The organism is Planomonospora parontospora (assembly GCA_014647935.1).
In the GTDB taxonomy this organism is placed as follows: domain Bacteria; phylum Actinomycetota; class Actinomycetes; order Streptosporangiales; family Streptosporangiaceae; genus Planomonospora; species Planomonospora parontospora.
Genome location: BMQD01000010.1, coordinates 100356 through 123771 on the forward strand (window position 1 = coordinate 100356; position 23416 = coordinate 123771).

The following is a 23416-nucleotide window of genomic DNA, read 5'->3' on the forward strand; positions in this document are numbered from 1 at the left end:
CGTGTTCCGGTCCCCCGGCGGGCGCGGTCGCGGAAGGGAATGTCTGCACAACCGTTCAAGACCGGTGCCGCCGCCCTCCGCTACAACTGTTCCCGTCGGCGCCCCGCCGCGGGGCGCGGCGGAGGTGTACGTGGATGGACGTGGGTTTCCTCGGTCTCGGGCTCATGGGCCGGCCCATGGCGCTCAATCTGGTCCGCGCGGGCACGCGCCTCGTCGTCTGGAACCGCTCCCCCGGCCGGTGCGACGTCCTGCGCGCAGCCGGCGCGGGAGTGGCGGCGAGCCCTGCCGAGGTGTTCGAACGGGCCCGCGTGGTGGTGCTGATGCTGGCGGACGAGGCTGCGATCGACGCCGTGCTGGAGCGCGGGACGCCCCGGTTCGCGGCGAAGGTCGCCGGGCACGTCGTCGTCCACATGGGAACGACCGCGCCCGGCTACTCGGCCGCGCTGGAGGCCGACGTCCGCGCCGCCGGAGGGGACTACGTCGAGGCTCCGGTCTCGGGGTCGCGCGGACCCGCCGAGGCCGGGCGGCTGGTGGCGATGCTCGCCGGCGAACCGGACGCCGTCGGGGAGGTCCGGCCGCTGCTCCGGCCGATGTGCCACGAGACGGTCGTGTGCGGCGCCGTCCCGTCGGCGTCGCTGATGAAGCTCGCGGTCAACCTGTTCCTGATCACGATGGTGACCGGCCTCGCCGAAGCCGTGCACTTCGCCGACCGGCACGACCTCGACCCGGAGGTGTTCCTGCACGTGCTCGGCTCCGGGCCGATGGCCAGCACCGTCTCCCGGACGAAGGCCGCCAAGCTCGCCGGACGCGATTTCAGCCCTCAGGCGGCGATCGCCGACGTGCTGAAGAACAACCGGCTGATCGCGGAGGCCGCCCGCGGTTCGGGGACGGCCTCGCCCCTGCTGGACGTCTGCCTGGCCCTGTTCGGTGAGACGCTCACGCTGGGACACGGCGGATCGGACATGGCAGCCGTCATCCATGCCATCGAGGCCAGGACCTCCCGGACGGAGGGACCGGAGGCGGAAGGGGCACGGTGACGGCCGCCCTGTCCGGCGCCGCCCCGGCCCGGCTCGCGGGAGCCCGCCGAGCGGGGACGGCCCGGCGAACACCGCGGTCCACGCCCCCGGGATCACAGCCCGACGAGCGCCGCGGTCCACGCCCCCGGCGTCATGCCGTACGCCCGCTTGAACATCCTGGTCATGTGGCTCTGGTCGGCGAAGCCCGCCTCCAGCGCGGCCTCGCGGGGCGGCATGCCGCCGCGCAGCAGCCGGCGCACCCGGTCCAGCTGCCGCATCGTGCGGAAGCGGGTCGGGCTGGTGCCGAACGCGGCGCGGAACTGGCGGGCGAGCGTCCACCGGTCCAGCCCCGAGATCCGCTCGAGCTCCTCCACGGAACGCCTGGTCGCCGGATCTTCGGTGATCAGCTCGCGCACGCGCGACAGCGCTTCCAGCGCCAGCCCGGCCCGCCCGCCCGGACGGGGGGCGGAGTGCCTTTCCAGCAGGTCCGCGACCAGCAGCGCCACGTCGAGTCTCTCGAGGTCGTCGAGCGGCTCGTCGATGCGCCGCAGGCACGCCGACAGCGGCGGGCGCACGTCGCGGCGCCGCACGACCGGGTCGGCGACGAACGGCAGCGGCCGCCCGCCCAGCGCCTGCTGCACGAGGAACGGATCGACGTAGAGGATCCGGTAGCCGAAGCCCTCGTCCGTGCCCGGCATGCCGTCGTGCACCTCGTCGGGGTGCAGGACGTGCCAGTCGCCGGGCAGGCAGTGCCGCAGCTCGCCCCGGTAGCGGAACGTCTGCACGCCCGCCAGGGTCACCCCGATCGCGTAGGTGTCGTGCCGGTGCGGCGCGAACCCCTCGCCGATCAGCGACGCCTCCAGACGCTCGATCCCCGCGGCGCCGGAACCGAACCTCAGCCGGTGACCGCCCGTCCCCCCGGCCAGGTGGCGCCGCAGCCCGTCGCCGCCCGCCTCACCGCCGTCGCCGCGCAAACGCCCCACCCGCTCAGGCTACGACGTCCCCGAGCATCCTGGCCTGACTCCGCGGCCACGCCTCGGACTCGTTCGTCCGGACGGTCTGCGGGCCGGGGCACGCTCCGGTCCTGCGGACCGCCGGCGGCGCGTCAGGCGAGCCTGGCGAGGACGATGCCGCCGACGATCAGGGCGAGAGCGGTGACGCGGCCCGCGCCGAGCGGGTCGCCGTTCAGCACGACGCCCAAGGTGATCGCACCGACCGCTCCGATGCCGGTGAAGACCGCGTAGGCCGTACCGACCGGGATGTCGTCCATCGCCTTGGACAGCAGCCAGACGGCGCCGGCGGCCAGGGCGAAGCAGACCAGGGTCGGCACCGGCCGGGTGAAGTTCTCCGTCGGTCTGATGCTCTGCGACCAGGCGATCTCCACCAGCCCGGCGAGCAGCAGGAGGACCCAGCTCATCTCCGGGCCTCCGCGAGGATCCGCACGCGGGCCTCGGCGTGCGAGGCCTCCTGCGCATCGCGCAGGTGCGCCAGGACCGGGTCGACCAGGGCGTTGGTCAGCTCGGCGTGGACGAACGCGACGTCCTCGACGCCGAAGTGCCCCTTGAAGAAGTCCCGCAGGTAGCGCTCCTGGTGGTCGACCGGCTCGCGCGGGGTGCCGGGGCCGTAGGCGCCGCCGCGGGCGCCGGTCACCACGAACCGGCGCCCGGACAGCGACATCCTCGGGAAGGTCACCTGGTCGATCCAGGCCTTGAGCGCCGAGGGGATCGAGTAGTTGTACATCGGCGTGCCGATGAGCACCACGTCGGCGGCCACCAGCTCGTCCAGCAGCGGGGCGAGGGTCGCCCAGGCCTCCTCCTGCCGGGGGGTCCGCACGGCCTCCCGGTAGCGGCGGACGTCGGTGATGCCGTGCGCCAGCACGTGGTCGCAGAGCTCGGTCCACGCCTCGCCGATGTGCGGGACGGGATCGGCCGCCAGGTCTCGGTAGGTGTAACCGCCGTCCGGGTGCGCCGCGCGCCAGGCCCGGGCGAACGCCGCGGAGAGCTCCCGGGAGATCGAGCGGCGCCGGGCGGCGGCGTCCAGATGCAGCAGGCGAGCCATGATCACTCCAATAAGTGGACATCGTGTCCATTTGACGCTACCAAGGAAGTGGACATCGTGTCCAAATATGCTCGGGGTCATGGAGAGAGCCGACGCCGCACGCAACCGCGCCCGGATCCTGGAAGCGGCCGGGCGCCTGTTCGCCGCCGAGGGCGCGCCGAACGTCACCATGGACGACATCGCCCGCGCCGCCGGGGTGGGCCGCGGAACCCTCTACCGGCGCTACCCGGACCGGGCGGCGATCGCCCTGGCCCTTCTCGACGAGCACGAACGCGCCCTGCAGGAGGAACTGCTGCGCGGCGATCCCCCGCTGGGGCCGGGCGCACCGCCGGCGGCCCGGCTGGCCGCGTTCTACGCCGCCATGGTGCGGCTGCTGGAGGACCACGCCCATCTGGTCCTCGGCGCCGAGACCGGCCGCTCGCGGTTCACGACGGGGGCGTACGGCTTCTGGCGTGCGCACGTGAGGTCCCTGCTCGTCGCCGCGGACGCGCCGGACCCCGACGCGCTGGTGGAGCCCCTCCTGGCCCCGCTCGCCCCCGAGGTGTACGGCTTCCAGCGCCACGACCGCGGTCTGACCGCCGAGCAGATCGCATCCGCCCTGGCCCGGCTGGCGGACGGGGTCCTCGGAACGTCCCGGTGATCGTCCGCCTCCGCCCGCGGACCGCCAAGGCGTGCCCACCTCCGCGGCGGGCCCACCTCGGGCACGGCCGTCCCGGGACACGACCGCCCCGGTGCGTGATCACCCCGGGACGTGACCACCCCGGGGCGTGATCGTCCCGGGGTGGGCTCACCTGAGCGGCGGGCTCACCGCCGGAGCGCGCTCACCGCCGGAGCGCGCTCACCGCCGGAGCGCGCTCCGCGGGTTCCACCGCGCCGGCAGGCTCCACCCGCCCCCGGACCGCCTGGAGGCCGACCAGGTCGTCCGGGAGCGCGTCCGGCATGTCGGAGTCGAACCGGGACAGGGTCCGGGTCCGCATGGCGACCAGCGCGGTGACCGCGATCGCGACCGCGAACAGGACGTACATCAGGCCGATGCCGCGGCCCTCACCGGTACCGATGACCGCGCCGACGGTGCCGGCCAGCGGACCGCCGGGCAGCAGCAGCGGTTCGAACAGGGCGGTGCCGTACGGCGCGACCAAGCCGAAGCCGATCGGCAGCGTGGACCAGGCGACGAGCTGGTTGAGCGCCATGACCCGGCCGTGGAACCGCTGCGGCACCTTGACCTGGACGATCGTGGCGTAGACGCCGTTGAGCACGGTCAGCCAGAACGACATGCCGAACGCGCCCACCGCGATGACCACCAGATCCTCCCGCACACCGGTGAGCAGGCAGAAGGCGCCGAGGGCGAGGGTGGCCAGCAGGACGCCGCGCATCCGCAGGCGGCGCGGGCCGCCCCACACCGTCATCACCAGGCCGCCGAGCAGCACGCCCAGCCCGCCGCAGAACGCGACGCGCCCCACGTCGTCGAGGGTGGCGAAGCCCAGCACGAGCGGTGAGACGAGCAGGAACAGCGGGGACAGGAAGACGTTCAGCACCACGAAGAAGAGGAGCATCCCGCGGAACCACGGGTTCCCCCAGGAGAAGCGCCAGCCCTCGACCATCTCGGCGGTCAGCGACTCGCGGCGCCGCCACGCCATCGTCTTCGGGAAGCGGACCAGGAGCAGGACCGTGATCGCGAACACGTAGGAGACGACGTCCACGACGAGGATGCCCTCCAGGCCGATCACCGCCATCAGCCCGACCGCGACCAGCGGGACGACGAGCTGCGCCGTACCGGTGACCATCTGGACCACGCCGTTGGCGTGGCCGAGGAAGCGCTTGGGGACGAGCTGCGGGATGGCCGAGTTGTAGGCCAGCCGCTGGAAGGCGAGCGCGACGGAGAGCACCGCCAGCAGCGGGTAGACGTGCCATATCTGCAGGTTGCCGGTCCACAGCAGCACACCGAGGGCGAGCTGCGTGCCGAACGCGCCGACGTCCCCGGCGAGCATGACGCGCCGCCGGTCGTGGCGGTCGACGAGCGCGCCCGCGAGCGGGGAGACCAGCATGCCGGGCAGCAGCGCCAGGACCGAGAAGAGCGCGAAGTCCACGAGCGACCCGGTGGTGACGTAGATCCACAGCGGGACCGCGAACTCGGTCAGCGAGGATCCGATGATCGACACGAGCTGTCCGGCGGCCACCGCGCCGAACCGCTTCATGCTCGGCGCCGAACCGGCCGAGACGGCCGGGGAAGCCGAGGCGATCGGACCGTCCGGGACGACCGGGGACCGCCGGGAGACGCCCTCCAGCCACCAGGTCGAGTGGTCGGTACGGCCCAGCGCCGCGGTGTCGCCGGAGGCGACCGCCGGGTGGACGGCGGTGACGATGGCGGCCAGCTCTCCGGCGCGGTACTTCAGGTAGAAGTGCCCCGCCTCGTCGAGGACGACCAGCGCGGCGGAGCCGGACAGCAGGTGCCACTCGGGGTAGCGCTCCTGGTAGAACTCCGTCGCCGGGTCGCGTTCGCCCACGACGGAGACGATCGGCGCCCGGAGCGGTTCGACGCCCTCGGCGAGGAGCCGGGTGAAGTAGCGCTCGGTCTCCCGGGTGCCCTCCCGCCGGTTGTCGATGATCATTTTGAGCTCTTCGCGGCTGAGCTCGTCGACGTCGAGCCCGGCGGCCCGCAGCGCGTTGGCCCACGCCTGGTCGCTGCGGAACCGGTCGGCCAGGTCGGTGATCCGGCCCAGCAGGGAGGAGGGCCGGGCGAAGGGGAAGATCCCGCCCAGGTAGACGGCCTCGACGGGCCGCCCCGCGGCCTCCAGCCGCCGGGCGATCTCCACGGTGAGCATGACGCCGAGCCCGCAGTGGCCGTACAGCACGACCGGGCCCCGGATCCCGGCGAGGATCTCCGCCGCGCAGCCCTCGGCCACCTCGGCGACCGGCCTGGTCTCCTCGGCGAGCCCCAGCTCCTGACCCGGGACGGCCACCGCGTGCAGCGCCCAGTCCTGCGGCAGCGCGTCGGCCAGCGGCTGGTAGACGGCCGCGCTCCCGCCGTTGTACGGCACGCAGACCAGCGTCGTGGTGGCGTTCCGGGCCGGGGTGAGGCGGTGCAGGAGGGCCCGCGGCCCGCCGGCGGCGGTCTCGGCGAGCCCGGCCAGCCCGCGGACGGTCCGGTGCTTGAACAGGTCGAGGATGCCGATGCGGCGCCCGCCGTCGGGCAGGACCCGGCGCAGGCGGGCGACCACCTGGGCGGCGAGCAGCGAGTGCCCGCCCAGGTCGAAGAAGTCGTCCAGCGCGCCGACCCGGGTCAGCCCCAGGACCTCGGCCCACACCTGCGCGATGCCCTCCTCCAGCGGGGTCTGCGGCGGCGTGAACCCGCCCTCCTGGTCCGGGCGCTCGTCGCCGGGATCGGGGAGCAGGGCCCGGTCGACCTTGCCGTGCGACTTCAGCGGCAGCTCGTCCAGCCAGACGAAGCGCCCCGGGACCATGTACTCGGGGAGGCGGTCGGCGAGCCGGGCGCGCAGCTCCCCGACGGGGGTCCGCTCCCCGACGAGATAGCCGACCAGCCGGTCTGCGCGCAGCTCCACGACGGCCTGCTCGATCCCCGCCAGGCCGGTGAGGACGGATTCGATCTCCGGCAGCTCCACGCGGTAGCCGCGGACCTTGACCTGCAGGTCGCGGCGGCCCAGGAAGCACAGCTCCCCCGTGGGCAGCCAGCGGCCGAGGTCGCCGGTGCGGTACATGCGGGCGCCGGGCGCGCCGTACGGGTCGGGCAGGAAGCGGTCGGCGGTCAGGCCCGGCTGCCCGAGGTAGCCGCGGGCCAGGCGGTCGCCGCCGATGTGGATCTCCCCGGTCATGCCGGGCGGGACCGGGCGCAGGTGCTCGTCCAGCACGTACAGCCGGACGCCGGGCAGCGGCCCGCCGACCGGCAGGGCCAGCGCGGTCCCTGAGGCTGTCCCGGAAGCGGCGGCGACGGCGTACGTGGCCACGCCGACGGTGGCCTCGGTGGGCCCGTAGTGGTTGGCCACCTCGGTGTGCCCGGCCAGCTCCCTGGCCCACGACCAGGTGGAGGCCTCGCCGCCGAGGATGAGCAGCCTGCGCGGGAGCAGCTCGCGGGGGTCGGCTCCGGCGAGCAGGGAGGCGAGGTGGGAGGGGGTCATCTTCAGGTAGTCGGTACGGCCCAGCGTCCCGGCGAGCTCCTCGACCGGGGCCTGCGGGTCGAGCAGGTGCAGCTCTCCCCCGGTGAGCAGCGACAGGTAGAAGACCGTCACGCCGAAGTCGAAGGAGAGCGACTGGAGCAGGGTGAAGACCGACCCGGGCTCGACGGCGAAGCGCTCCCGGACCCCGGCCAGGTAGTTCAGCACCTGCCGGTGCTGCACCCCGACGCCCTTGGGCCGCCCGGTGGTGCCCGAGGTGTAGATCACGTAGGCCAGGTGGTCGGGGGTGGTGCCGGGGTCGTCGAACGCGGTCTCCGTCAGCTCCTCGGCGTCCAGGCAGACCACCGGGTGGCCGTCCGGGACCAGACCGCGCCCGGCCGAGGAGGTCAGGACGGCGACCGCCCCGGAGTCGGCGAGCATGTGGGCCAGCCGGTCGCGCGGCTGCTTGGGGTCGAGCGGGACGTAGGCGCCGCCCGCGGCCAGCACGCCGAGGACGGCGGCGGCCAGGTCGGTGGAGCGGTCGAGCAGGACGCCCACCCGGACGTCGGGGCCGACGCCGTACCGCCCGCGCAGCAGCGCGGCGATCGCCCTCGACCGGTGGTCCAGCTCTGCGTAGGTGAGGGAGCCGGGGGCGTCCCCGCCCGGCGGGACCCCGCCCGGGGAACCGTCCGGAGCCGCGGCCGGAGTGCCGCCGCCGGCCGGTGCGCTGCCGGCGGCCGGTGCGCAGACCACGGCGGTCGCGTCCGGGGTCAGCACGGCCTGCGCGGCCACGATGTCGCCGAGCAGGCGGTGGCCGGCCGGCTCCGGGTCCGCGGCCGACCCGAAGCCCAGCACGAGGTCCCGCTCGGCGTCCGAGAGCAGCGACAGCTCCCCCACCGGGGTGTCCGGGGCCGCGACGATCGAGCGCAGCAGCGTCTCGAACCGGGCGGCCAGCCGTTCCACGGTCTCCGCGTCGAACAGCGCGGTGCTGTAGGTGAAGTGCCCGGCCAGCCCCTCGGGGGTCTCGAACAGGTACAGCGCCAGGTCGTGGCGGGTGGTCCTGACCGGCGGGGACAGGTAGGACAGCCGCGGGTCGTCCACTCCGTCGGCGTAGTTCTGCAGGGCGAAGGCGACCTGGGCCAGCGGGGCGCGGCTGACGTCGCGCTCCACGTTCAGCTCGGTGACCAGGCGGTCGAACGGCAGCTCGGCGTGGGCGAACGCGTCCAGCGCACGCTCCCTGACGCGGCCCAGGAACGCGGTGAACGGCGGGTCGCCGTCCAGGTCCGCGCGGAGCACCAGCGTGTTGACGAACATGCCGACGACGCCCTCCAGCTCGGGCAGGCTCCGCCCGGCCACCGGGGAGCCGACCCCGAAGTCCGTCTGCCCCGAGTGGCGGGCCAGCAGCACCTGGAAGGCCGCCAGCAGCGTCATGTACGGCGTCGCGTTCGCCTCCCGGCCCACGTCGGCGAGGCGGCGGGTGAGCTCGGCGTCGATCCGGACCGCGAGCGAGGCGCCGTCGTGGCCCTGCTCGGCCGGGCGCGGCCGGTCGGTCGGCAGGTCGAGCGCGGGCAGCCCGGCCAGCCGCTCGCGCCAGTGGTCGGTCTCGCGGCGCAGGTCCCGCCCGCGCTGCCAGACGGCGTAGTCGCCGTAGCCGACCGGCGGGGGCGGGAGGGCCTCGCCGTCGTACAGGGCGAGCAGTTCCCGGAGGACGATGTCGTAGGACCAGCCGTCGACGACCGCGTGGTGCGCGGCCACCAGCAGCACGTGGTCGTCCGGGGCGATCCGGGCCAGGACCGCGCGGAGCAGCGGACCGCGCTCCAGGTCGAACGGCACGGCCAGCTCGGCGTCGAACAGCTCCAGCGCCGCGTCCTGGTCCGCGACCTCGGCGACGTCCAGCCGGACCGGACCGGAGTCGTCGATCACCAGCTCGGGGACGCCGTCCTCGGTGGTGGGGAAGCGCATCCGCAGCGCCTCGTGGCGGGCGGCGACCGCCGCCAGGGCCCGGCGCAGGGCCGCTTCGTCCAGCGCGCAGCGCAGCCGCACCACGGCGGGGACGGTGTAGGCGGTCAGGCCCGGCCGGTACTGCTCCAGGAACCACAGGCGCTCCTGGGCGTGGGAGAGCGGCGGGACCGTGCCGGGCGGGCGCGGGACGACGGCGCGGGTCTCCTCCCGCCGCCGCAGCCGCCGGGCGAGCAGCACCCGCTTGGCGTCCGACAGTTCCGGTGGCGCGGACGGCGCGGAGGGCACAGGCGGCGCGGCGGGCGCAGGCGGTGCCGGGGCCGGTACGGCCTGCACGGACGGAGCCGGTACGGCCTGCGCGGACGGTGTCGGGGCCGATGCGGCCGGCGTGGTCGAGGTGGTCTCGGTCATTCGATCTCCCGGCGGAGGGCGGCCAGGAACAGTGCGGCGTCCCGGCCGTTGACGAGGCGGTGGTCATAGGCCAGGCCGATGTCGGCGACGGTCCGCACCGTCACCGAGCCGTCGGCGGCCAGGACGGTCTCCGGCCGCGGGGAGGTCACCGCGAGGGCGGCGGACGTGCCGGGCAGGACGATCGGGACGGCGAGGATCACGTCGGCGTCGGTGTGCAGGGTGACCGTGATGTTCGCCCCGGTCAGGTCCTGCTCCCGGAAGCCGCCGGACGCGGCGGCCAGCCGGTGGCGCATCAGCGTCGCGGCGATCTCCCGCAGGGTGCCGGTCTCACGGACGACCGGCACGTACAGGCCCTCGCCCAGGTCGAAGGTGACCCCGACGCGGGGGGCGGCGGAGAGCCGGACGACCGGCCCCGCCGGGCCGGGCGGGCCCCCGGCCGTGCCTCCGGCGTTCTCGGCCGTGTCGTCCACCGAGGCGAACAGCAGCGGGAACCTCCCGTGCAGCCCGGCCACCGCCTGCACGAACAGCTCGGGCAGCCCGACCGGCCTGCGCACCTCGCGGGTGAGCGCGCCCGCCCGCTCCAGGGCCCGGCCGACGTCGAAGCGCATCACGGTGTACGCGGCCGGGACCGTCCGGTGGGAGAGGGTGACGGCGCGCGCCACGGCCCGCTGCACCTTCGACAGCTCGTGCCGCCCGGCCGCGTCCTCCTCCCCACCGGGGCGCGCGGTGCCCGGGACGTTCCCGTCCCCGGGAGCACGCGTGTTCCCGGTGTCCTTCCCCTCCGCGCGATCACGGGCGTCCCCGGTGTCCTTCCCGTCCCCGGGATCACGCGTACCGGCGAGGCGTTCGACGTCCACCCGGCGGACCAGGGGCAGTCCCAGCGCCAGCACCTGTTCCTCGGGGACGCCCAGTTCCTCCATGGCGGCCCGGGCCGGGCCGGTGATCAGGGAGGCGGCGACCGTACCCGGCGGCCCGTCCCCGGCCGGAGAGCCCGCGAACGCCCCGACCGCGACACCGGCCGCCCCCGGCACGGCGGGGGTCTCCGCGGTCCCGGCGGACGGCGCAGACGAGGATCCGGCGGTCCCGGCGGACGGCGCAGATGGGGACCCGCCGGTTCCCGCCGGATCCCCAGAGACGACGCGGGCCAGCACGGCGCCCGGGGCGACCCAGGCGTCCTTGGCCGCGACGTGGACCAGCCGACCGGAGACGGCCGCCTCGATCTCGTCGGCGGCCTTGGAGGTCTCCAGCACCGCCACCGCCTCACCGGCGCGCACCGGCTCGCCGTCGCCGACGAGCCACTCCACGACCAGGTACTCGGTGTCCTGGTTGTTCAGCTTGGGAACGAGGACGTCAGCCACGCAGGGCCTCCCGTACGGCGCGGTGGATCGCGGACTCGCTGAGCAGGACCTCCCGCTCCAGGTGGGCGGCGGTGGGGATCACCGAGGCCCGGGAGCAGACCAGCCGGACGGGTCCCCGCAGCCGGTCCCAGACCCGCTGGTGGACCAGGTGGGCGACCTCGCTCCCCCAGGTGCCGCCGGCGGTGCCCTCCTCGGCGACCAGCACGACCCCGCCGAGGTGCGGCAGCAGCGCCTCGACGTCCAGCGGGTACAGCCGGGACGGCACCAGCAGCCGGCAGGAGACCTCCTCCTCCAGCAGCAGCGACCGCATCGCCCCCAGCGCCCGGTGCGCCGTCCCGCCCGGCGCGACGATCACGCAGTCGGGGCGGGCGGCGAGTTCGGGCACGTCCGGGTCCACCACGGCCAGGTCGCCGTCGCGGCGCACCCGGAACAGCGGGTCGGCCAGTCCCGTCGGGCGGGTGTAGAGGATCTTGTCCTCGAAGAACAGGCACGGTTCGCCCCGGTCCACCATGGCCGCGAGCACCTCGCGGTTGTCGTGGAAGGGCGACATCTCGTACAGCGCCAGGCCCGGCATGCCGACGAAGTGCTTCTGCAGGCTCTGGCTGTGCGTGGGGCCGTAGCCCCGGCCGCCGCCGGTGGGGCAGCGCACGACCATCCGCAGCGGCAGGCGCGAGCCGTACATCGACACCGACTTGGCGGCGAAGTTGCACAGCTGGTCGAAGGCGAGCGCGGCGAAGTCACCGAACATGATCTCGGCCACCGCGGTGTTGCCGGTCAGCGCGAGCCCGGCCGCGACGCCGGTGAGCGCGCCCTCGCTGATCGGGGTGGTGATCACCCTGCCGGGGAAGCGGGTGGACAGACCTTTGGTGATCTTGAAGGCGCCGCCGTACGGGTCGAGGACGTCCTCGCCCAGCACGTACGCCGCGGGATCGTCGGCGAGCAGCCCGTGCAGGGCGGCGTTGAGGTTCTCGGCTACGCGCACGGCGACCACCTCGACGGCGGCCGGGCGGAGACCTCCGCGACGACGCCCTCGACCAGCGCCCTGGCGCGGGCGTCGAGCGGGTGGAAGTGGTCGGGATGGTCGTGGGCGTAGCGGTCGTACCAGTCGTGCTCCCGGGCCGCGCGGACCGCCTCGGGCGGGCGGGTGTCGTCGCCCTTGCTGTGCGGGCCGAGCCGGTGGGTACGGAACTCCACCACCAGCGGCCGGCCGCTCCGCACTCCGGCGACCAGCGGCTCCAGGGCGGGGCGGATCTCGTTGACGTCGGCGGAGACGACCAGGTGGTGGCCGATCCCGAACGCCGCGGCCCGCCCGGCGATGGTCCCGGCGAGCTGCGCGCCGGTGGGCGTGGACTGGGCGATGCCGTTGTTCTCCACCACCACCAGCAGCGGCAGGTCCCAGAGCGCGGCCAGGTTCAGCGCCTCGTAGACCGCGCCCTCGCCCCAGGTGCCGTCGCCGATGTGGACGCAGGCCAGCGTCCCCGGCTCGGTGCGCCGCAGGTGCAGGGCCACCCCGGCGGCGACCGGCAGGCTCTCCCCCTGCACGCCCGTGGACAGGTAGCGGTCGCGGTGCAGGTGCTGGCTGCCGCCCACGCCGCCGCAGACCGCGCCCTCCCTGCCCATGATCTCCGCCAGCAGCCCGTGCGCGTCGCCGAACCGGGCCAGGTAGTGGCCGTGGCCGCGGTGGTTGCTGAACACGAAGTCGCCGGGTCCCAGCAGGGGGCGCAGCGCCACCGGCACGTACTCCTGGCCCAGGCAGGTGTGGGTGGTGCCGTTCAGCTCGCCGGCGCCGTACAGCCGGAGCAGCTCCAGCTCGAAGTGCCGGATCAGCAGGAGCAGCGCGAGGTCGTCGTCGGCCAGCCGGGAGAGCCGTGCCGGGCTCGTCGCCGGGGCGGGGGCGAGGGTCTCAGTCATCGGTCTCAGTCATCGGTCCCGGTCATCGGTCTCGGTCGCCGCCGAGGATCGCGACGATCCCGGCGATGGTGGGGTTGTCGAAGAAGTCGTCCAGCTCGACGTCGACGCCGAGGCGCTTGCGCATCCGGACGATGATCTGGGTGATGGTCAGGGAGTGCCCGCCGAGGTCGAAGACGTCGTCGTGGTCGTCGATCGGCGAGATGCCCAGGACCTCCTCCCAGATCTCCCGGATCTGCTCGTTGAGGGTGGTGACGGAAGCCATCTCGTTCTCCAGGTGGTCGTACGGCGCCCCGCCGGCGGTCCGGCGGGGCGCGGGGGTCGGCGGCGGGCGTTCAGCGGGGGGCCGCCAGGTCGCGCAGGCGCAGGCCGGGGTCGCGGCCGGCCCGTTCCAGCAGCAGGCGCAGGTCGTCGGCGACCGGGCGGGCCTCCGGCAGCTCTGCGGGGTCGTGGCGCAGGGCGACGGCCAGGCCGTCCGGCCCGTCCGCGCACTGCAGGTGGAGCGCCCCCCGGACGGAGCCGTTGGGGACCGTCCGGTCCACCGCGCAGTCCAGGCCGGCGAAGACCGGGTCCGGGAGGGTCCGGGCGCGGTAGCTGACCGAGACCGGCGCCAGCGCGGCGTGCGGCCGCAGGCGGGGCAGGGCCCGGCTCAGCGGGACCCGGCGGAACCGGTAGACCTCCCGCAGCCCGGCGCGCAGCCTTGCGGCGAACCCGCCGAAGGTCTCCTCCGGTCCCGGCCGCGAGGCGACCGGCAGCTCGTTGACGAACACGCCGACGTGCCCGGCGGCCTCGGCGGGCCGGGTGGACAGGTCGACCGCCGTGGTGACGCCGTCGTTGCCGTACCCGGCCAGCAGGGTGTGCAGCGCGGCGAGCAGCGTCTCGAACCGGGTCAGCCCGGCGACGGGCGCGAGGTCCGCGCGGAAGCGGAGCGTACGGCCCGCGGCCGCCCGCCGGGAGCGCAGCGCCCGGCCGCGCACCACCGTCTCACCGGGCTCGCGCCAGTGCCCGGCCCAGAACTCCCGGGCGGCCGGCAGCTCCGCGGCGACCCGCTCGCGTTCGGCCCGGCCGTGGTCGAGCGCGGGCGGCGGCGCGGGGCGCCCGCCGTTGTACAGCGCGGCGAGATCGGCTGCCAGGACGTCCTTGGAGTGCCCGTCGAAGACCAGGTGGTGGGCGACGAACGCCAGGGTGTGCCGTCCGGGGCCGGTCCGGTACAGGGTGAAACGGGCCAGCGGCCCGCCGTCCACGTCGAACGGGGCGAAGACCTCCTCGCGTACGGCCTCGGGCCAGTCGTCCGGTTCCCCTTCGATCGGCCCGTCCGCGGGCCGGCGCCGTACCGGCACCGGGGCGCCGGGGACGAGCCGGAGCCCGCCGCCCGTCTCGGCCACGACGGAGCCCAGCGCCGGGTGCCGCTCCACGACCGCGGCGCAGGCCGCCGTGAGGGCGTCCGCGTCCAGGTCGCCGCGGAGGTGGACGAGGAGCGGCATGTGGTAGGCCGTGCCCGCCCCCGTGGTCTGCTCGGTCACCCACATGCCCTGCTGGAGGAAGGTGGCCTCGGCTTCCCCCGGTGCGGTCCGGGGCGGCGGGTCCGGCCGGGCGGCGCTCACGCGGGGGCCCGTTCCGCGAACCCCAGGCTCTCGCGCAGCGCCCGCTTGTCGACCTTGCCGCCCGCGTTGCGGGGCAGCGCGGCGACCTCGGCCACGTGGGCGGGCAGTTCCTGCGGTGCGAGCCGGTCGGCGAGGAAGAGGCGCAGCTCTCCGGCGGTCAGGGGCTCGCGGACCACCACGGCGACGGCGACGACGGTTCCCAGGACCGGGTGCGGCACCCCGAATGCGGCCGCCTCGACCACGGCCGGGTGTCCGAACACCGCCTCCTCGACGTGGATCGTGGAGACCTTGTAGGCGCCGGACTTCACCACGTCGCCCTCCCGGTCGACGAGGTAGAGGTAGCCGTCCGGGTCCAGGCGCCCGAGGTCGCCCATCCGGATCCAGCCGTCGCGGAAGGTCCCACTGCCCGGGTCCCCGTAGTAGGAGCGCGGGGCCGCCGCGGAGCGCATCCACACCTCGCCGGTCTCGCCCTGCGGGAGCGGCTCCCCGTCCGGGGTGGCGATCCTGACCCGTCCCCCGGCCACCGCCCGGCCCACGCTGCCGGGCCGCTCCGGGTCGAACATCATGATCGTCTGCGCCGGGGCCGCCTCGGTGGAGGTGTAGTAGTTGGCGATCGCCGCCTTGGGGAAGGCCCGGGTCAGCGCCTCGGCTACCGCCGCGGGCAGCGGTGCGGCGGCGGAGCCGAGCAGCAGCACGCTGGACAGGTCGTACCGCTCCGCGACGCCCGCGTTGAGCAGCTCGATCGCCATCGCCGGGACGAGGAAGACCGTCCCGGCCCGGTACTCCTCGATCAGCGCGGCGAAGCGGGCGGGGGTGAAGCGGGGCGGGGTCACCACGGCCGGGCAGGCGTCCAGCGCGTTGACCAGCATGGTCTGGCCGGCGTTGGTGCCGATCGGGAAGGCGTGCGCCAGGTGGCGGGAGTGCGCGAACGAACGGCGTCTCGCGCCGCAGCCGTGCGCCAGGTTGGCGTGGGTGGCCGAGACGCCCTTGGGCCGGCCGGTGGTGCCCGAGGTGTAGAGGATCTGCGCGAGGTCGCCGGGCTCGGGCTCGGGGAGCCGGCCGCGGGTCCGCGCGGGGCCGCCGGGCGAGGAACCCGGCGGCCCGGGGAGCGCCGGGACGGGACCGCCGGAGGCGGAGTCCGCCGACTCGTGGGATGTCTGCGCGCGCAGGCCGTCCAGTGTCACGGTCCAGCGGCCGTCGCCGGGGACCTCGGCCCCCTCCGCGTGGACCACTCCGGCCGCGCCGCAGTGCCCGAGCATGAAGCGCAGGTCGGCGGCGGCGGACCGGTCGGACAGCGGCACGGCCGCGGCCCCGGCCTTGAGCACGCCGAAGAACGCCACGGCGTAGTCGGCCCAGTCGGCGTTCCCGAAGACCAGCCCCACCCGGTCGCCGCGGGCCACGCCGCGCTCCACCAGGCCGTTCGCGACGGCGGTGGACCGTTCGTGCCACTGCCCGTAGGTCAGCGGCGCCGAGCCCTGGACGATCAGCGCGACCCCGTCGGGGTCGGCCAGCGCCCGGTCTCCGAGCAGCTGGGTGACGGTCAGGTTCACCATGTGAACCTCCCCATAAAGGTCGGATGTGTGTGACCCAGATGCGCACCAACGTCGCGGCCACAACAGAAAAGAATCTTTACTATTTAAATCCGGGCGACAGTCTTACATGATCGGGAGGGCCGCACAAGACCCCATCTCCGGAGTGCCCGCGAAACCGCGAACCCTTGCCCCGGAGGGTCTTGCGGACCCGGAACGGAGGTGTAAAACTGGCGAGCCATATCTAACCGGAAAGTTTCTTTCCAAAAGGTGACCCGCCGGTAACCCAGGAGAACTGGGCAAACAGCCGCAGAGCGGGCGTCAGCGTTCCCGCTCCTCCACGCACCCGGGCGGACGCGAGCCCGACTTCGCCGAAGGAGCCCCCCGTGCCCCAGCCAGAGACCGCCTCCCCCGGCGACCTCTCCGCCGAACCGGCCGCGGAGCGTCCGCTCTCGCACGGCCAGCAACGGCTCTGGTTCCTGCACCGGTTCGATCCCGGCGATCCGAGCTACAACACCTCCTATGTTTACCGTCTGAAAGGTTTTCTTGACAAGGGCGCTCTGGCCGCCGCGTTCACCGCGGTCGCGGCCCGGCACGAGAGCCTGCGCACCCGCTTCCGCGAGGTGGACGGGGAGCCGGTGGCGGTCGTCGACCCGCCCGCGCCCGTGGCGGTCCACCGCCTGGCCGCCCGGGACGAGCAGGAGGCCCGCGACCTGGTGGCCTCGCTGACCAACACCGCCTTCGACCTGACCGCCGCGCCGCCGTTCCGGGTCACGCTGATCGAACTGGGCCCGGACGACCACGTGCTCTGCGTGGTCGTGCACCACATCAACAGCGACGGCTGGTCGCTCAACGTGCTGCGCGCCGAGGTCGCCGCCCACTACGGCAGCCGCGGCGCCGCACCGCTGCCCGCCCTCCCCCTGCAGTACGGCGAGCACGCCCGCGAACGGCGCTGGACGGACGACGACCTGCGCTGGTGGACCGCCCGCCTGGCCGGGGTCCCCCCGCTCGACCTGCCCACCGACCGGCCGCGCCCGGCCCGGCGCTCCTGGGCGGGGGACGCGCTCGGCTTCCGGATCGCCCCGGAGCGGGCCGCCGCGATCGCCGCGCTGGCCCGGCGGGCGCGCTGCACGCCGTACATGGTGCTGTTCGCCGCCTACCAGGTGCTCCTGGCCCGGCACACCGGGCAGGACGACTTCTGCGTGGGCACCCCGTCGGCCGGCCGCGACCGCGTCGAGCTGGAACCCATGATCGGCTTCCTGTCGAGCACGCTGCCCGTCCGCTGCGACCTGTCCGGCGGCCCCTCCTTCACCGAGCTGCTCCGGCGCACCCGGCGCTCGGTGCTGGACGCACTCGCCCGCCAGGACGTGCCGTTCGAGCGCCTGGTGAGCGAGCTGGACGTGCCGCGCGACCTCGGCCGCACCCCGGTCTTCCAGACGATGTTCGCCCTGCACACCCACGGCGAGGACGCCGACCCGCTGCCCGGCCTGGCGGCGGTCCCGTTCCCGAACGGCTGGCACCCGGCGCGCCACGACCTGTCGGTGGACATCGCCCCCACCCCCGACGGGGCCCTCGACGGCACCGTCATCTACAGCACCGAGCTGTTCGACCGCGGGACCGTGGTCATGCTCGTCGAGCGTTTCCAGGAGCTGCTCGCGTCGGCCATCGCCGAGCCCGACCTGCCGGTGGGCGCGCTGCGCATGCTGCCGGAGGCGGAGCTGGGCCTGCTGGACGCCTGGAACGCGACCGGCGCGGAGCTGCCCGAGGCGACGCTGGCGGACCTGGTGCTGGCGCAGGCCGAGGCCACCCCCGGCGCGGTGGCGGTCGTCTGCGGCGCGCAGACGCTGACCTACGCGGAGCTGACCGCGCGGGCGGCGCGGGTCGCCGCCCGGCTGGCCGCCGCGGGCGTCGGCCGAGGCTCCCTGGTCGCGATCCGGATGGAGCGCGGCCCGGACCTGCTCCCCGCCCTGCTGGGCACGGCGATGAGCGGCGCGGCCTACCTGCCGGTCGACCCCGGCTATCCCGAGGCCCGCATCGCGTACGTGCTCGAGGACTCGGCCGCCGCCCTGGTGCTGACCTCCCTGGACGACCTGCCCCCCGCTCCGGCCGCCCCCGGGGCGGCCGACCCGCCCCGCCCCGGCGACACCGCGTACGTGCTGTACACCTCGGGGTCCACCGGGCGGCCGAAGGGAGTGGCGGTCCCGCACCGGGCGCTGGTGAACTTCCTGCTGGCGATGCGCTCCCTGGTCGGTTCCACCCCGCGCGACGTGTGGCTCGCGCTGACCTCCCTCTCGTTCGACATCTCCGCCCTGGAGCTGTACCTGCCGCTGGTCACCGGCGGCCGGGTGGTGGTCGCGGACGCCGGGACCGCCGTCGACGGCGCGGAGGCCGCCCGGCTGGTCCGCGAGACCGGGGTCACCCACGTGCAGGCGACGCCGTCGGGCTGGCGGGTGCTGCTGACCGGCGACCTGCCCCGGGTGACGGCGCTCACCGGCGGCGAGCCGCTGCCGCCCCGGCTCGCCCGCGAGCTGCGCCCGCGCGTGGAGCGCCTGGTCAACGTGTACGGCCCGACGGAGACGACGGTCTGGTCCACAGCCTGGGAGGTGCCCGCCGACCCCGGCGGGATCGTGATCGGCCGGCCGATCGCCAACACCACGGTCCACGTCGTGGACGCGGCCGGCGAGACGGTCCCGATCGGGTCCCCGGGCGAGCTGCTCATCGGCGGCGCCGGGGTGGCGACCGGCTACCTGGGCCGCCCCGCGCTGACCGCCGAGCGGTTCGTCCCCGGCCCGGGCGGCTCCCGCCGCTACCGGACGGGCGACCGGGTCCGGCTGCTCCGCGACGGGACCCTGGAGTTCCTCGGGCGCACCGACCACCAGGTCAAGTTGCGCGGCCACCGGATCGAGCCGGGCGAGATCGAGGCCGTGCTGGACTCCTGCCCGGGGGTCCGGCAGTCCGTCGTGGCCGTCCGCGGCGACCTCCTGGTCGCGTACGTGGTCCCGGTGCCGGGCACCGGAGACGGGGGCGGCGCCGGCGCCGGTGCCGGGACCGCCCGAGCCGCCGGGCACGCCGGGCACGCCGGGACCATCTCAGCCCCCGGAGCCGGAGCCGCCGCGGGCACCGGGGCGACCGGGCACGCCGCGGAGACCTCGGACGCCGCGGACGCCGCGGACCCGTACCGGGACCTGCCGGACCTCCTCCGGGAGCGCCTGGCCCGGGAACTGCCCGGCTACATGGTGCCCGGCGTGCTCACGGTGGTGGACGCGCTCCCGCTGACGCCCAATGGGAAGGTCGACCGCTCCGCGCTGCCCGAGCCGCCCGCCCCGGTCCGCGAGCACGTCGCCCCGCGCGGCGACGCCGAGGAGCTGGTGGCCGAGGTCTTCGCCGAGGTCCTGGGCGTCACCGGGATCGGCGCCTTCGACGACTTCTTCGCCCTGGGCGGCCACTCGCTGAGCGCCGCCCGGGTCGTCTCCAGGATCCGCGCGCTCGCCGAGGTGGACGTGCCGATCCGCACGCTGTTCGCGCGGAGCACGGTGGACGGGCTCGCCGCCGAGGTGGAGGAGCTGCTGGTCGCCGAGCTGGCCGCACTGCCGGAAGAGGAGGCGCGACGCCTCATGGAAGCGGGGAACCAGGCATGAGTCATCTCGTCGTGGTCAACCACGAGGAACAGTATTCGATCTGGCCGTCCGGCCGGGAGCTGCCGGACGGCTGGCGTGCGGAGGGCTTCTCCGGTGACCGGGAGGAGTGCCTGGCCCACATCGAGCGGGTCTGGACGGACCTGCGACCGCTCAGCGTGAGAGGAGCCGGCGGTGCCTGAGGAGACGACCCGGACGGTGGACGACGGCCGCACGGCCCACGACGCCGTGACCGGTGACGGCACGACGGCGCGGCGCGTGACCGGTGACGGCACGACGGACGACGCCGTGGCGGACGACCGCACGACGGCGCGGCGCGTGACCGGCGTGACCAGGGAGCGCCTGGCCGAGATGGTGGCCTCGGCCTCCGACGGCGCGATCACCGCCGGGGAGGCGCTGGCCGCCGAGGTGCCGCTGACCGCGCTCGGCTTCACCTCCCTGGCGCAGATGCGGCTCATCGACGCGGTGGAGAGCGAGTTCGGCATCGAGTTCGACCTGTCCTCCGCCGGGATCGGCGCGCTGGACGACCTGGACGCGCTGGAGCGCCACCTCGCCGGGATCCGCTGATGGAGATCCGGTTCGCGGGGGGCCGGGCGGGGACGGCTCCGCTCACCTGGGGCCAGCGGGCCATCTGGGACACGATCGTGAAGACCGCCCCGGACGACCGCTACTTCAACTTCGGCCGGGTGCTCGCGGTCCCCGGGCGGGCCCGGCCGCTCACCCCCGCGCGGGCGGCCGGAGCGCTCGGCGCGCTGGTGGCCCGGCACGAGTCGCTGCGGACCCGCCTGGGCGGGGACGAGACCGGGCCGGGCCGATCCGGGCCGCCCTCGCACGCCGCCGGAGGATCCGCGGAACCGTACCGGACCGCCGGACCGCACCCGGCGGGAGAGCACGGTGACCCGTCCCGGGCGGCCGGGCCGTACCAGGTGCTGGAGGCGGCGGGCGTGCTCCCGGTCGCGGTGGCGGCCGGCGACCCCGACCGGTTCCTCGACGAGCTGGCGGCCACCGCGTTCGACTACGCCGCCGAGTGGCCGCTCCGGGCCGGGCTCGTCGTCGACGGCGGCGAGGTGACCCACATCGTGCTGGTCTTCTGCCACCTGGCCGCCGACGGGCTCGGCGCCGAGGTGGTCCTGCGCGACCTGCGGCTGCTGCTGCTCCGCGGCTCGGTCCCCGGACCTCCCCCGCCGCAGCCGCTGGACCTGGCCCGCTGGCAGGAGTCCGGGGCCGGGCGGCGGGTCGCCGGGATCGCGGCCGGGCACTGGGAGCAGGAGTACCGGCGCGTCCCGCCGACCATGTTCGGCCGCCCGGCCGGTGACGCCGCCGACCCGCCGATCTGGCGGGCGCAGATCGTCTCCCGGGCGATGGACCTGGCCGCCCGGCGGATCGCGGCCGTGCACTCCGCGAGCACCTCGACCGTGCTGCTGGCCGCCGCGTCCGCGATGGTCGGCGCGGTGACCGGGCACGGCGTCTGCGCGATGCTGCCGATCGTGGGCAACCGCTTCCGCGGCGACACCGTGAACGCGGTCACCACCCTCTCCCAGGAGGGACTGTTCGTGCTCGACCTGGACCGGGGCCCCTTCACCGAGCTGCTGAGGGCGGCCGGGCCCGCCGCGCTGCGCGCCTACCGCTCGGCCTACCACGACCCGCGCGACCGCGACCGCCTGACGGCCGAGGCGAGCCGGGAGCGCGGCACGCCGGTCCACCCCTACTGCTGCTTCAACGACCTGCGCTTCGCCGACCGGCCGGACGCCTCCCCCGGCGAGGCGGAGGTACGGCGGGCGCTCGCCGACACGGCGCTGTCCTGGCCGCTGCGCCAGGAGCGGCTCAACTGCCGGTTCTGCCTGCACGTGACCGACGAGCCCGGCGGGCTGGGCGTCTCGCTCACCGCCGACACCCGCTTCCTGCCCCGCCCGGCGATGGAGCGCTACCTGCTCGGCCTGGAGTCGCTGCTGGTGGAGGCGGCCTTCCGCGACGTCCTGGAGCCCGTCGGATGACGATCTGCGCCTACGCCGAGTCCACCTCCCGCGCCCAGGGCGAGCGGCTCCGCTTCCACCTGTCCCACACCTCGCGGGCGCCGCTGCGCGGTTCGGTGTCCGTCGAGGACACCGCCTCCGGCCGGAACGTGCTCGACGGGGCGTTCGACGGCCCGCACTGGACCCTCGAGGTGCCGGCCGGCTGGGCGAGCTCGCTCTACCGGGCCGTCTTCACCACCGGGGAGGGCGAGTCCGAGGTGTACTTCGCGGTCCGGGCCGCCCGGCCGCGCTCACCGATCCTGCTGTCGATCCCGTTCCCGACCTGGCAGGCCTACAACCGGGCCGGGATCCCCGGCGAGTCGCTCTACTGGGCCGAGGAGCCGGCCCGCGCCGCGCGCGTCTCCTTCGACCGGCCGGGCGGCGGCCCGCCGCCCGAGCGCTGGGAGGAGGGCATGATCCGCTGGCTCGGGCCCGCCGGGTACGACGTGGACTACTGCTCGGCGCTCGACCTGCACGACGGCGGCGACCTGCTGTCCGGCTACCGCCTGCTGGTGGTCAGCGGCCACGACGAGTACTGGTCGGCGGGCATGCGCGACAGCGTCGAGGAGTTCGTCCGGCGCGGCGGCAACCTCGCGGTGTTCTCCGGCAACACCTGCTGGTGGCAGTTCCGGCTGGAGGACGGCGGGCGGACCATGGTCTGCCACCGCGACGCCGTGACCGACCCGGTGGCCGCGACGGACCCCGCCCTGACCACGGTCGAGTGGTCCGCCGACCCGGTCGGCCGGCCGGAGAACGCCCTGATCGGCGTCAGCTTCCGGCGCGGCGCCGGGACCTGGGGGCCGTACATGCAGCGGATGCACGACGAGTCCTACACCGTCCGGTTCCCCGAGCACTGGGCGTTCGAGGGGACGGGCCTGGGCGAGGGCGACAAGTTCGGCCAGGGCGCGATCGGCTACGAGACCGACGCGTGCGACTTCACCGAGGTCGACGGGGTGCCGCTGGCGACCGGCCGGGACGGCACACCGCCCTCCTTCGTCGTCCTGGCCACCGCGGACCTGCGCCACTGGGCCCGGTACGGCCAGGGTGGCATGGCCACCATGGGCGCCCTGCGCCTGGGCGCGGGCACGGTGTTCACCGCCGCCACCGTGAACTGGGGCAACACCCTGCACGATCCCGTCGTGGAGCGCATCACCCGCAACGTGCTGGACCGGCTGTCGGGGCCGGCGGGCGGCTGGGAGGCGATCGGCCCGGCCCGCTCGCTGCGCGCGCTGACCGCCGCCGGCTCGCCGGTGTACGGCGCCGGCCCGGCGCTGTACGGCGTCGCGCCGGACGGCTCGCTGCTCACCCGGGACGTCTGCGGCCAGAACCTCCGCTGGCGCGAGGCCGGCCCCGCGCCCGGGGTGACCGCCCTGGCCGTCCCCCGCGAGGCGACCGCCGCCCATCCCATCGCCCTGTACGGCCTGGCCTCGGGCGACCGCCTCGTCCGGCGCGAGCCCGACGGCTCGTGGACCGCGCTCGGCGGGGCGCCCGCCGGCGCGGTCGGCCTGGCCATGGTGAACGGCGGCCTGTTCACGGCCGCCGCGGAGCTCCTGTGGCACTCGGGTCCCGCCGACGGCGGCTCCTGGCGGCCCGTCGGCCCCGCACCCGGCGTCGTCGCCCTCACCGGCATGAACGGCCGCCTCTACGCCGCCTGCGCGGACGGCCGGATCCGCACCCGCCTGCCGTTCGCGGCCCCCGCCGAGTGGACCGACCTGTGCGATTCCGGCGGGGCCACCGCGCTGGCGGCGCACGCCGGCCGGCTGGTCGCCGCCGCCCCCGACCTCCCCCTGCGCTGGCGCGCCGCGCTCCCCGGCTGA

Annotated in this window: 17 protein-coding genes; 7 read left to right on the top strand and 10 right to left on the bottom strand. The window is 75.3% G+C overall.

Features of this window, described 5'->3' with window-relative positions:
• Positions 1 to 134: 134 nt before the first annotated feature.
• Complete coding sequence (locus tag IEZ07_RS17150) at positions 135 to 1037, top strand: NAD(P)-dependent oxidoreductase (RefSeq protein WP_191895668.1); 903 nt, start codon at positions 135 to 137, stop codon at positions 1035 to 1037.
• A 92-nt stretch (positions 1038 to 1129) separates the two neighbouring features.
• Here the strand turns inward: IEZ07_RS17150 and IEZ07_RS17155 are convergent, their stop codons facing one another.
• The 3 genes from IEZ07_RS17155 to IEZ07_RS17165 form a co-directional block, all read right to left on the bottom strand.
• Positions 1130 to 1999 (bottom strand): AraC family transcriptional regulator, encoded by an 870-nt coding sequence (locus tag IEZ07_RS17155; protein ID WP_239320057.1) that lies wholly within the window; start codon positions 1997 to 1999, stop codon positions 1130 to 1132.
• Between the two features lie 122 nt (positions 2000 to 2121).
• Positions 2122 to 2433, bottom strand: coding sequence for a DMT family transporter (locus IEZ07_RS17160; protein ID WP_191895669.1), 312 nt, complete (start codon positions 2431 to 2433; stop codon positions 2122 to 2124).
• Positions 2430 to 3074 (bottom strand): FMN-dependent NADH-azoreductase, encoded by a 645-nt coding sequence (locus IEZ07_RS17165; RefSeq protein WP_191895670.1) that lies wholly within the window; start codon positions 3072 to 3074, stop codon positions 2430 to 2432. Before IEZ07_RS17165 ends, IEZ07_RS17160 begins: the two co-directional genes overlap by 4 nt.
• A gap of 79 nt (positions 3075 to 3153) precedes the next feature.
• On the opposite strand from IEZ07_RS17165, the gene IEZ07_RS17170 reads away from it, so the two are divergent.
• Positions 3154 to 3714 carry a TetR/AcrR family transcriptional regulator gene (locus tag IEZ07_RS17170; RefSeq protein ID WP_191895671.1) on the top strand — a complete coding sequence of 187 codons (561 nt, stop codon included), beginning with the start codon at positions 3154 to 3156 and terminating at the stop codon, positions 3712 to 3714.
• 181 nt (positions 3715 to 3895) lie between these two features.
• On the opposite strand, the gene IEZ07_RS17175 is transcribed toward IEZ07_RS17170, so the two are convergent.
• The 7 genes from IEZ07_RS17175 to IEZ07_RS17205 all read right to left on the bottom strand — a co-directional run bounded on the left by IEZ07_RS17175 (position 3896) and on the right by IEZ07_RS17205 (position 15976).
• Positions 3896 to 9553, bottom strand: coding sequence for a non-ribosomal peptide synthetase/MFS transporter (locus IEZ07_RS17175; RefSeq protein ID WP_191895672.1), 5658 nt, complete (start codon positions 9551 to 9553; stop codon positions 3896 to 3898).
• Positions 9550 to 10911, bottom strand: coding sequence for a 2-oxo acid dehydrogenase subunit E2 (locus IEZ07_RS17180; protein ID WP_191895673.1), 1362 nt, complete (start codon positions 10909 to 10911; stop codon positions 9550 to 9552). The genes IEZ07_RS17175 and IEZ07_RS17180 overlap by 4 nt, the downstream gene beginning before the upstream one ends.
• Positions 10904 to 11893, bottom strand: coding sequence for an alpha-ketoacid dehydrogenase subunit beta (locus IEZ07_RS17185; RefSeq protein WP_068897102.1), 990 nt, complete (start codon positions 11891 to 11893; stop codon positions 10904 to 10906). Before IEZ07_RS17185 ends, IEZ07_RS17180 begins: the two co-directional genes overlap by 8 nt.
• On the bottom strand, positions 11884 to 12822 hold the full coding sequence (locus tag IEZ07_RS17190; RefSeq protein ID WP_191895674.1) for a thiamine pyrophosphate-dependent dehydrogenase E1 component subunit alpha: 939 nt from the start codon (positions 12820 to 12822) through the stop codon (positions 11884 to 11886). The genes IEZ07_RS17185 and IEZ07_RS17190 overlap by 10 nt, the downstream gene beginning before the upstream one ends.
• 22 nt (positions 12823 to 12844) lie before the next feature.
• Entirely contained in the window at positions 12845 to 13084 is a 240-nt protein-coding gene (locus IEZ07_RS17195) for a phosphopantetheine-binding protein (RefSeq protein WP_068896938.1), read from the bottom strand.
• A 70-nt stretch (positions 13085 to 13154) separates the two neighbouring features.
• Complete coding sequence (locus IEZ07_RS17200) at positions 13155 to 14423, bottom strand: condensation domain-containing protein (protein WP_191895675.1); 1269 nt, start codon at positions 14421 to 14423, stop codon at positions 13155 to 13157.
• Positions 14420 to 15976 (bottom strand): class I adenylate-forming enzyme family protein, encoded by a 1557-nt coding sequence (locus IEZ07_RS17205; protein ID WP_191895676.1) that lies wholly within the window; start codon positions 15974 to 15976, stop codon positions 14420 to 14422. The genes IEZ07_RS17200 and IEZ07_RS17205 overlap by 4 nt, the downstream gene beginning before the upstream one ends.
• A gap of 362 nt (positions 15977 to 16338) precedes the next feature.
• Between IEZ07_RS17205 and IEZ07_RS17210 the strand changes: the two genes are divergently transcribed.
• From IEZ07_RS17210 to IEZ07_RS17230, 5 genes are read left to right on the top strand one after another with little or no spacing between them, the layout of a single operon-like run.
• Positions 16339 to 19590, top strand: coding sequence for a non-ribosomal peptide synthetase (locus IEZ07_RS17210; RefSeq protein WP_191895677.1), 3252 nt, complete (start codon positions 16339 to 16341; stop codon positions 19588 to 19590).
• Entirely contained in the window at positions 19587 to 19769 is a 183-nt protein-coding gene (locus IEZ07_RS17215) for an MbtH family protein (RefSeq protein ID WP_068896942.1), read from the top strand. Before IEZ07_RS17210 ends, IEZ07_RS17215 begins: the two co-directional genes overlap by 4 nt.
• Positions 19762 to 20154 carry an acyl carrier protein gene (locus IEZ07_RS35730; RefSeq protein ID WP_239320060.1) on the top strand — a complete coding sequence of 131 codons (393 nt, stop codon included), beginning with the start codon at positions 19762 to 19764 and terminating at the stop codon, positions 20152 to 20154. Before IEZ07_RS17215 ends, IEZ07_RS35730 begins: the two co-directional genes overlap by 8 nt.
• Positions 20154 to 21581 carry a condensation domain-containing protein gene (locus tag IEZ07_RS17225; protein ID WP_191895678.1) on the top strand — a complete coding sequence of 476 codons (1428 nt, stop codon included), beginning with the start codon at positions 20154 to 20156 and terminating at the stop codon, positions 21579 to 21581. Before IEZ07_RS35730 ends, IEZ07_RS17225 begins: the two co-directional genes overlap by 1 nt.
• Positions 21578 to 23416 (top strand): N,N-dimethylformamidase beta subunit family domain-containing protein, encoded by a 1839-nt coding sequence (locus tag IEZ07_RS17230; protein ID WP_191895679.1) that lies wholly within the window; start codon positions 21578 to 21580, stop codon positions 23414 to 23416. The genes IEZ07_RS17225 and IEZ07_RS17230 overlap by 4 nt, the downstream gene beginning before the upstream one ends.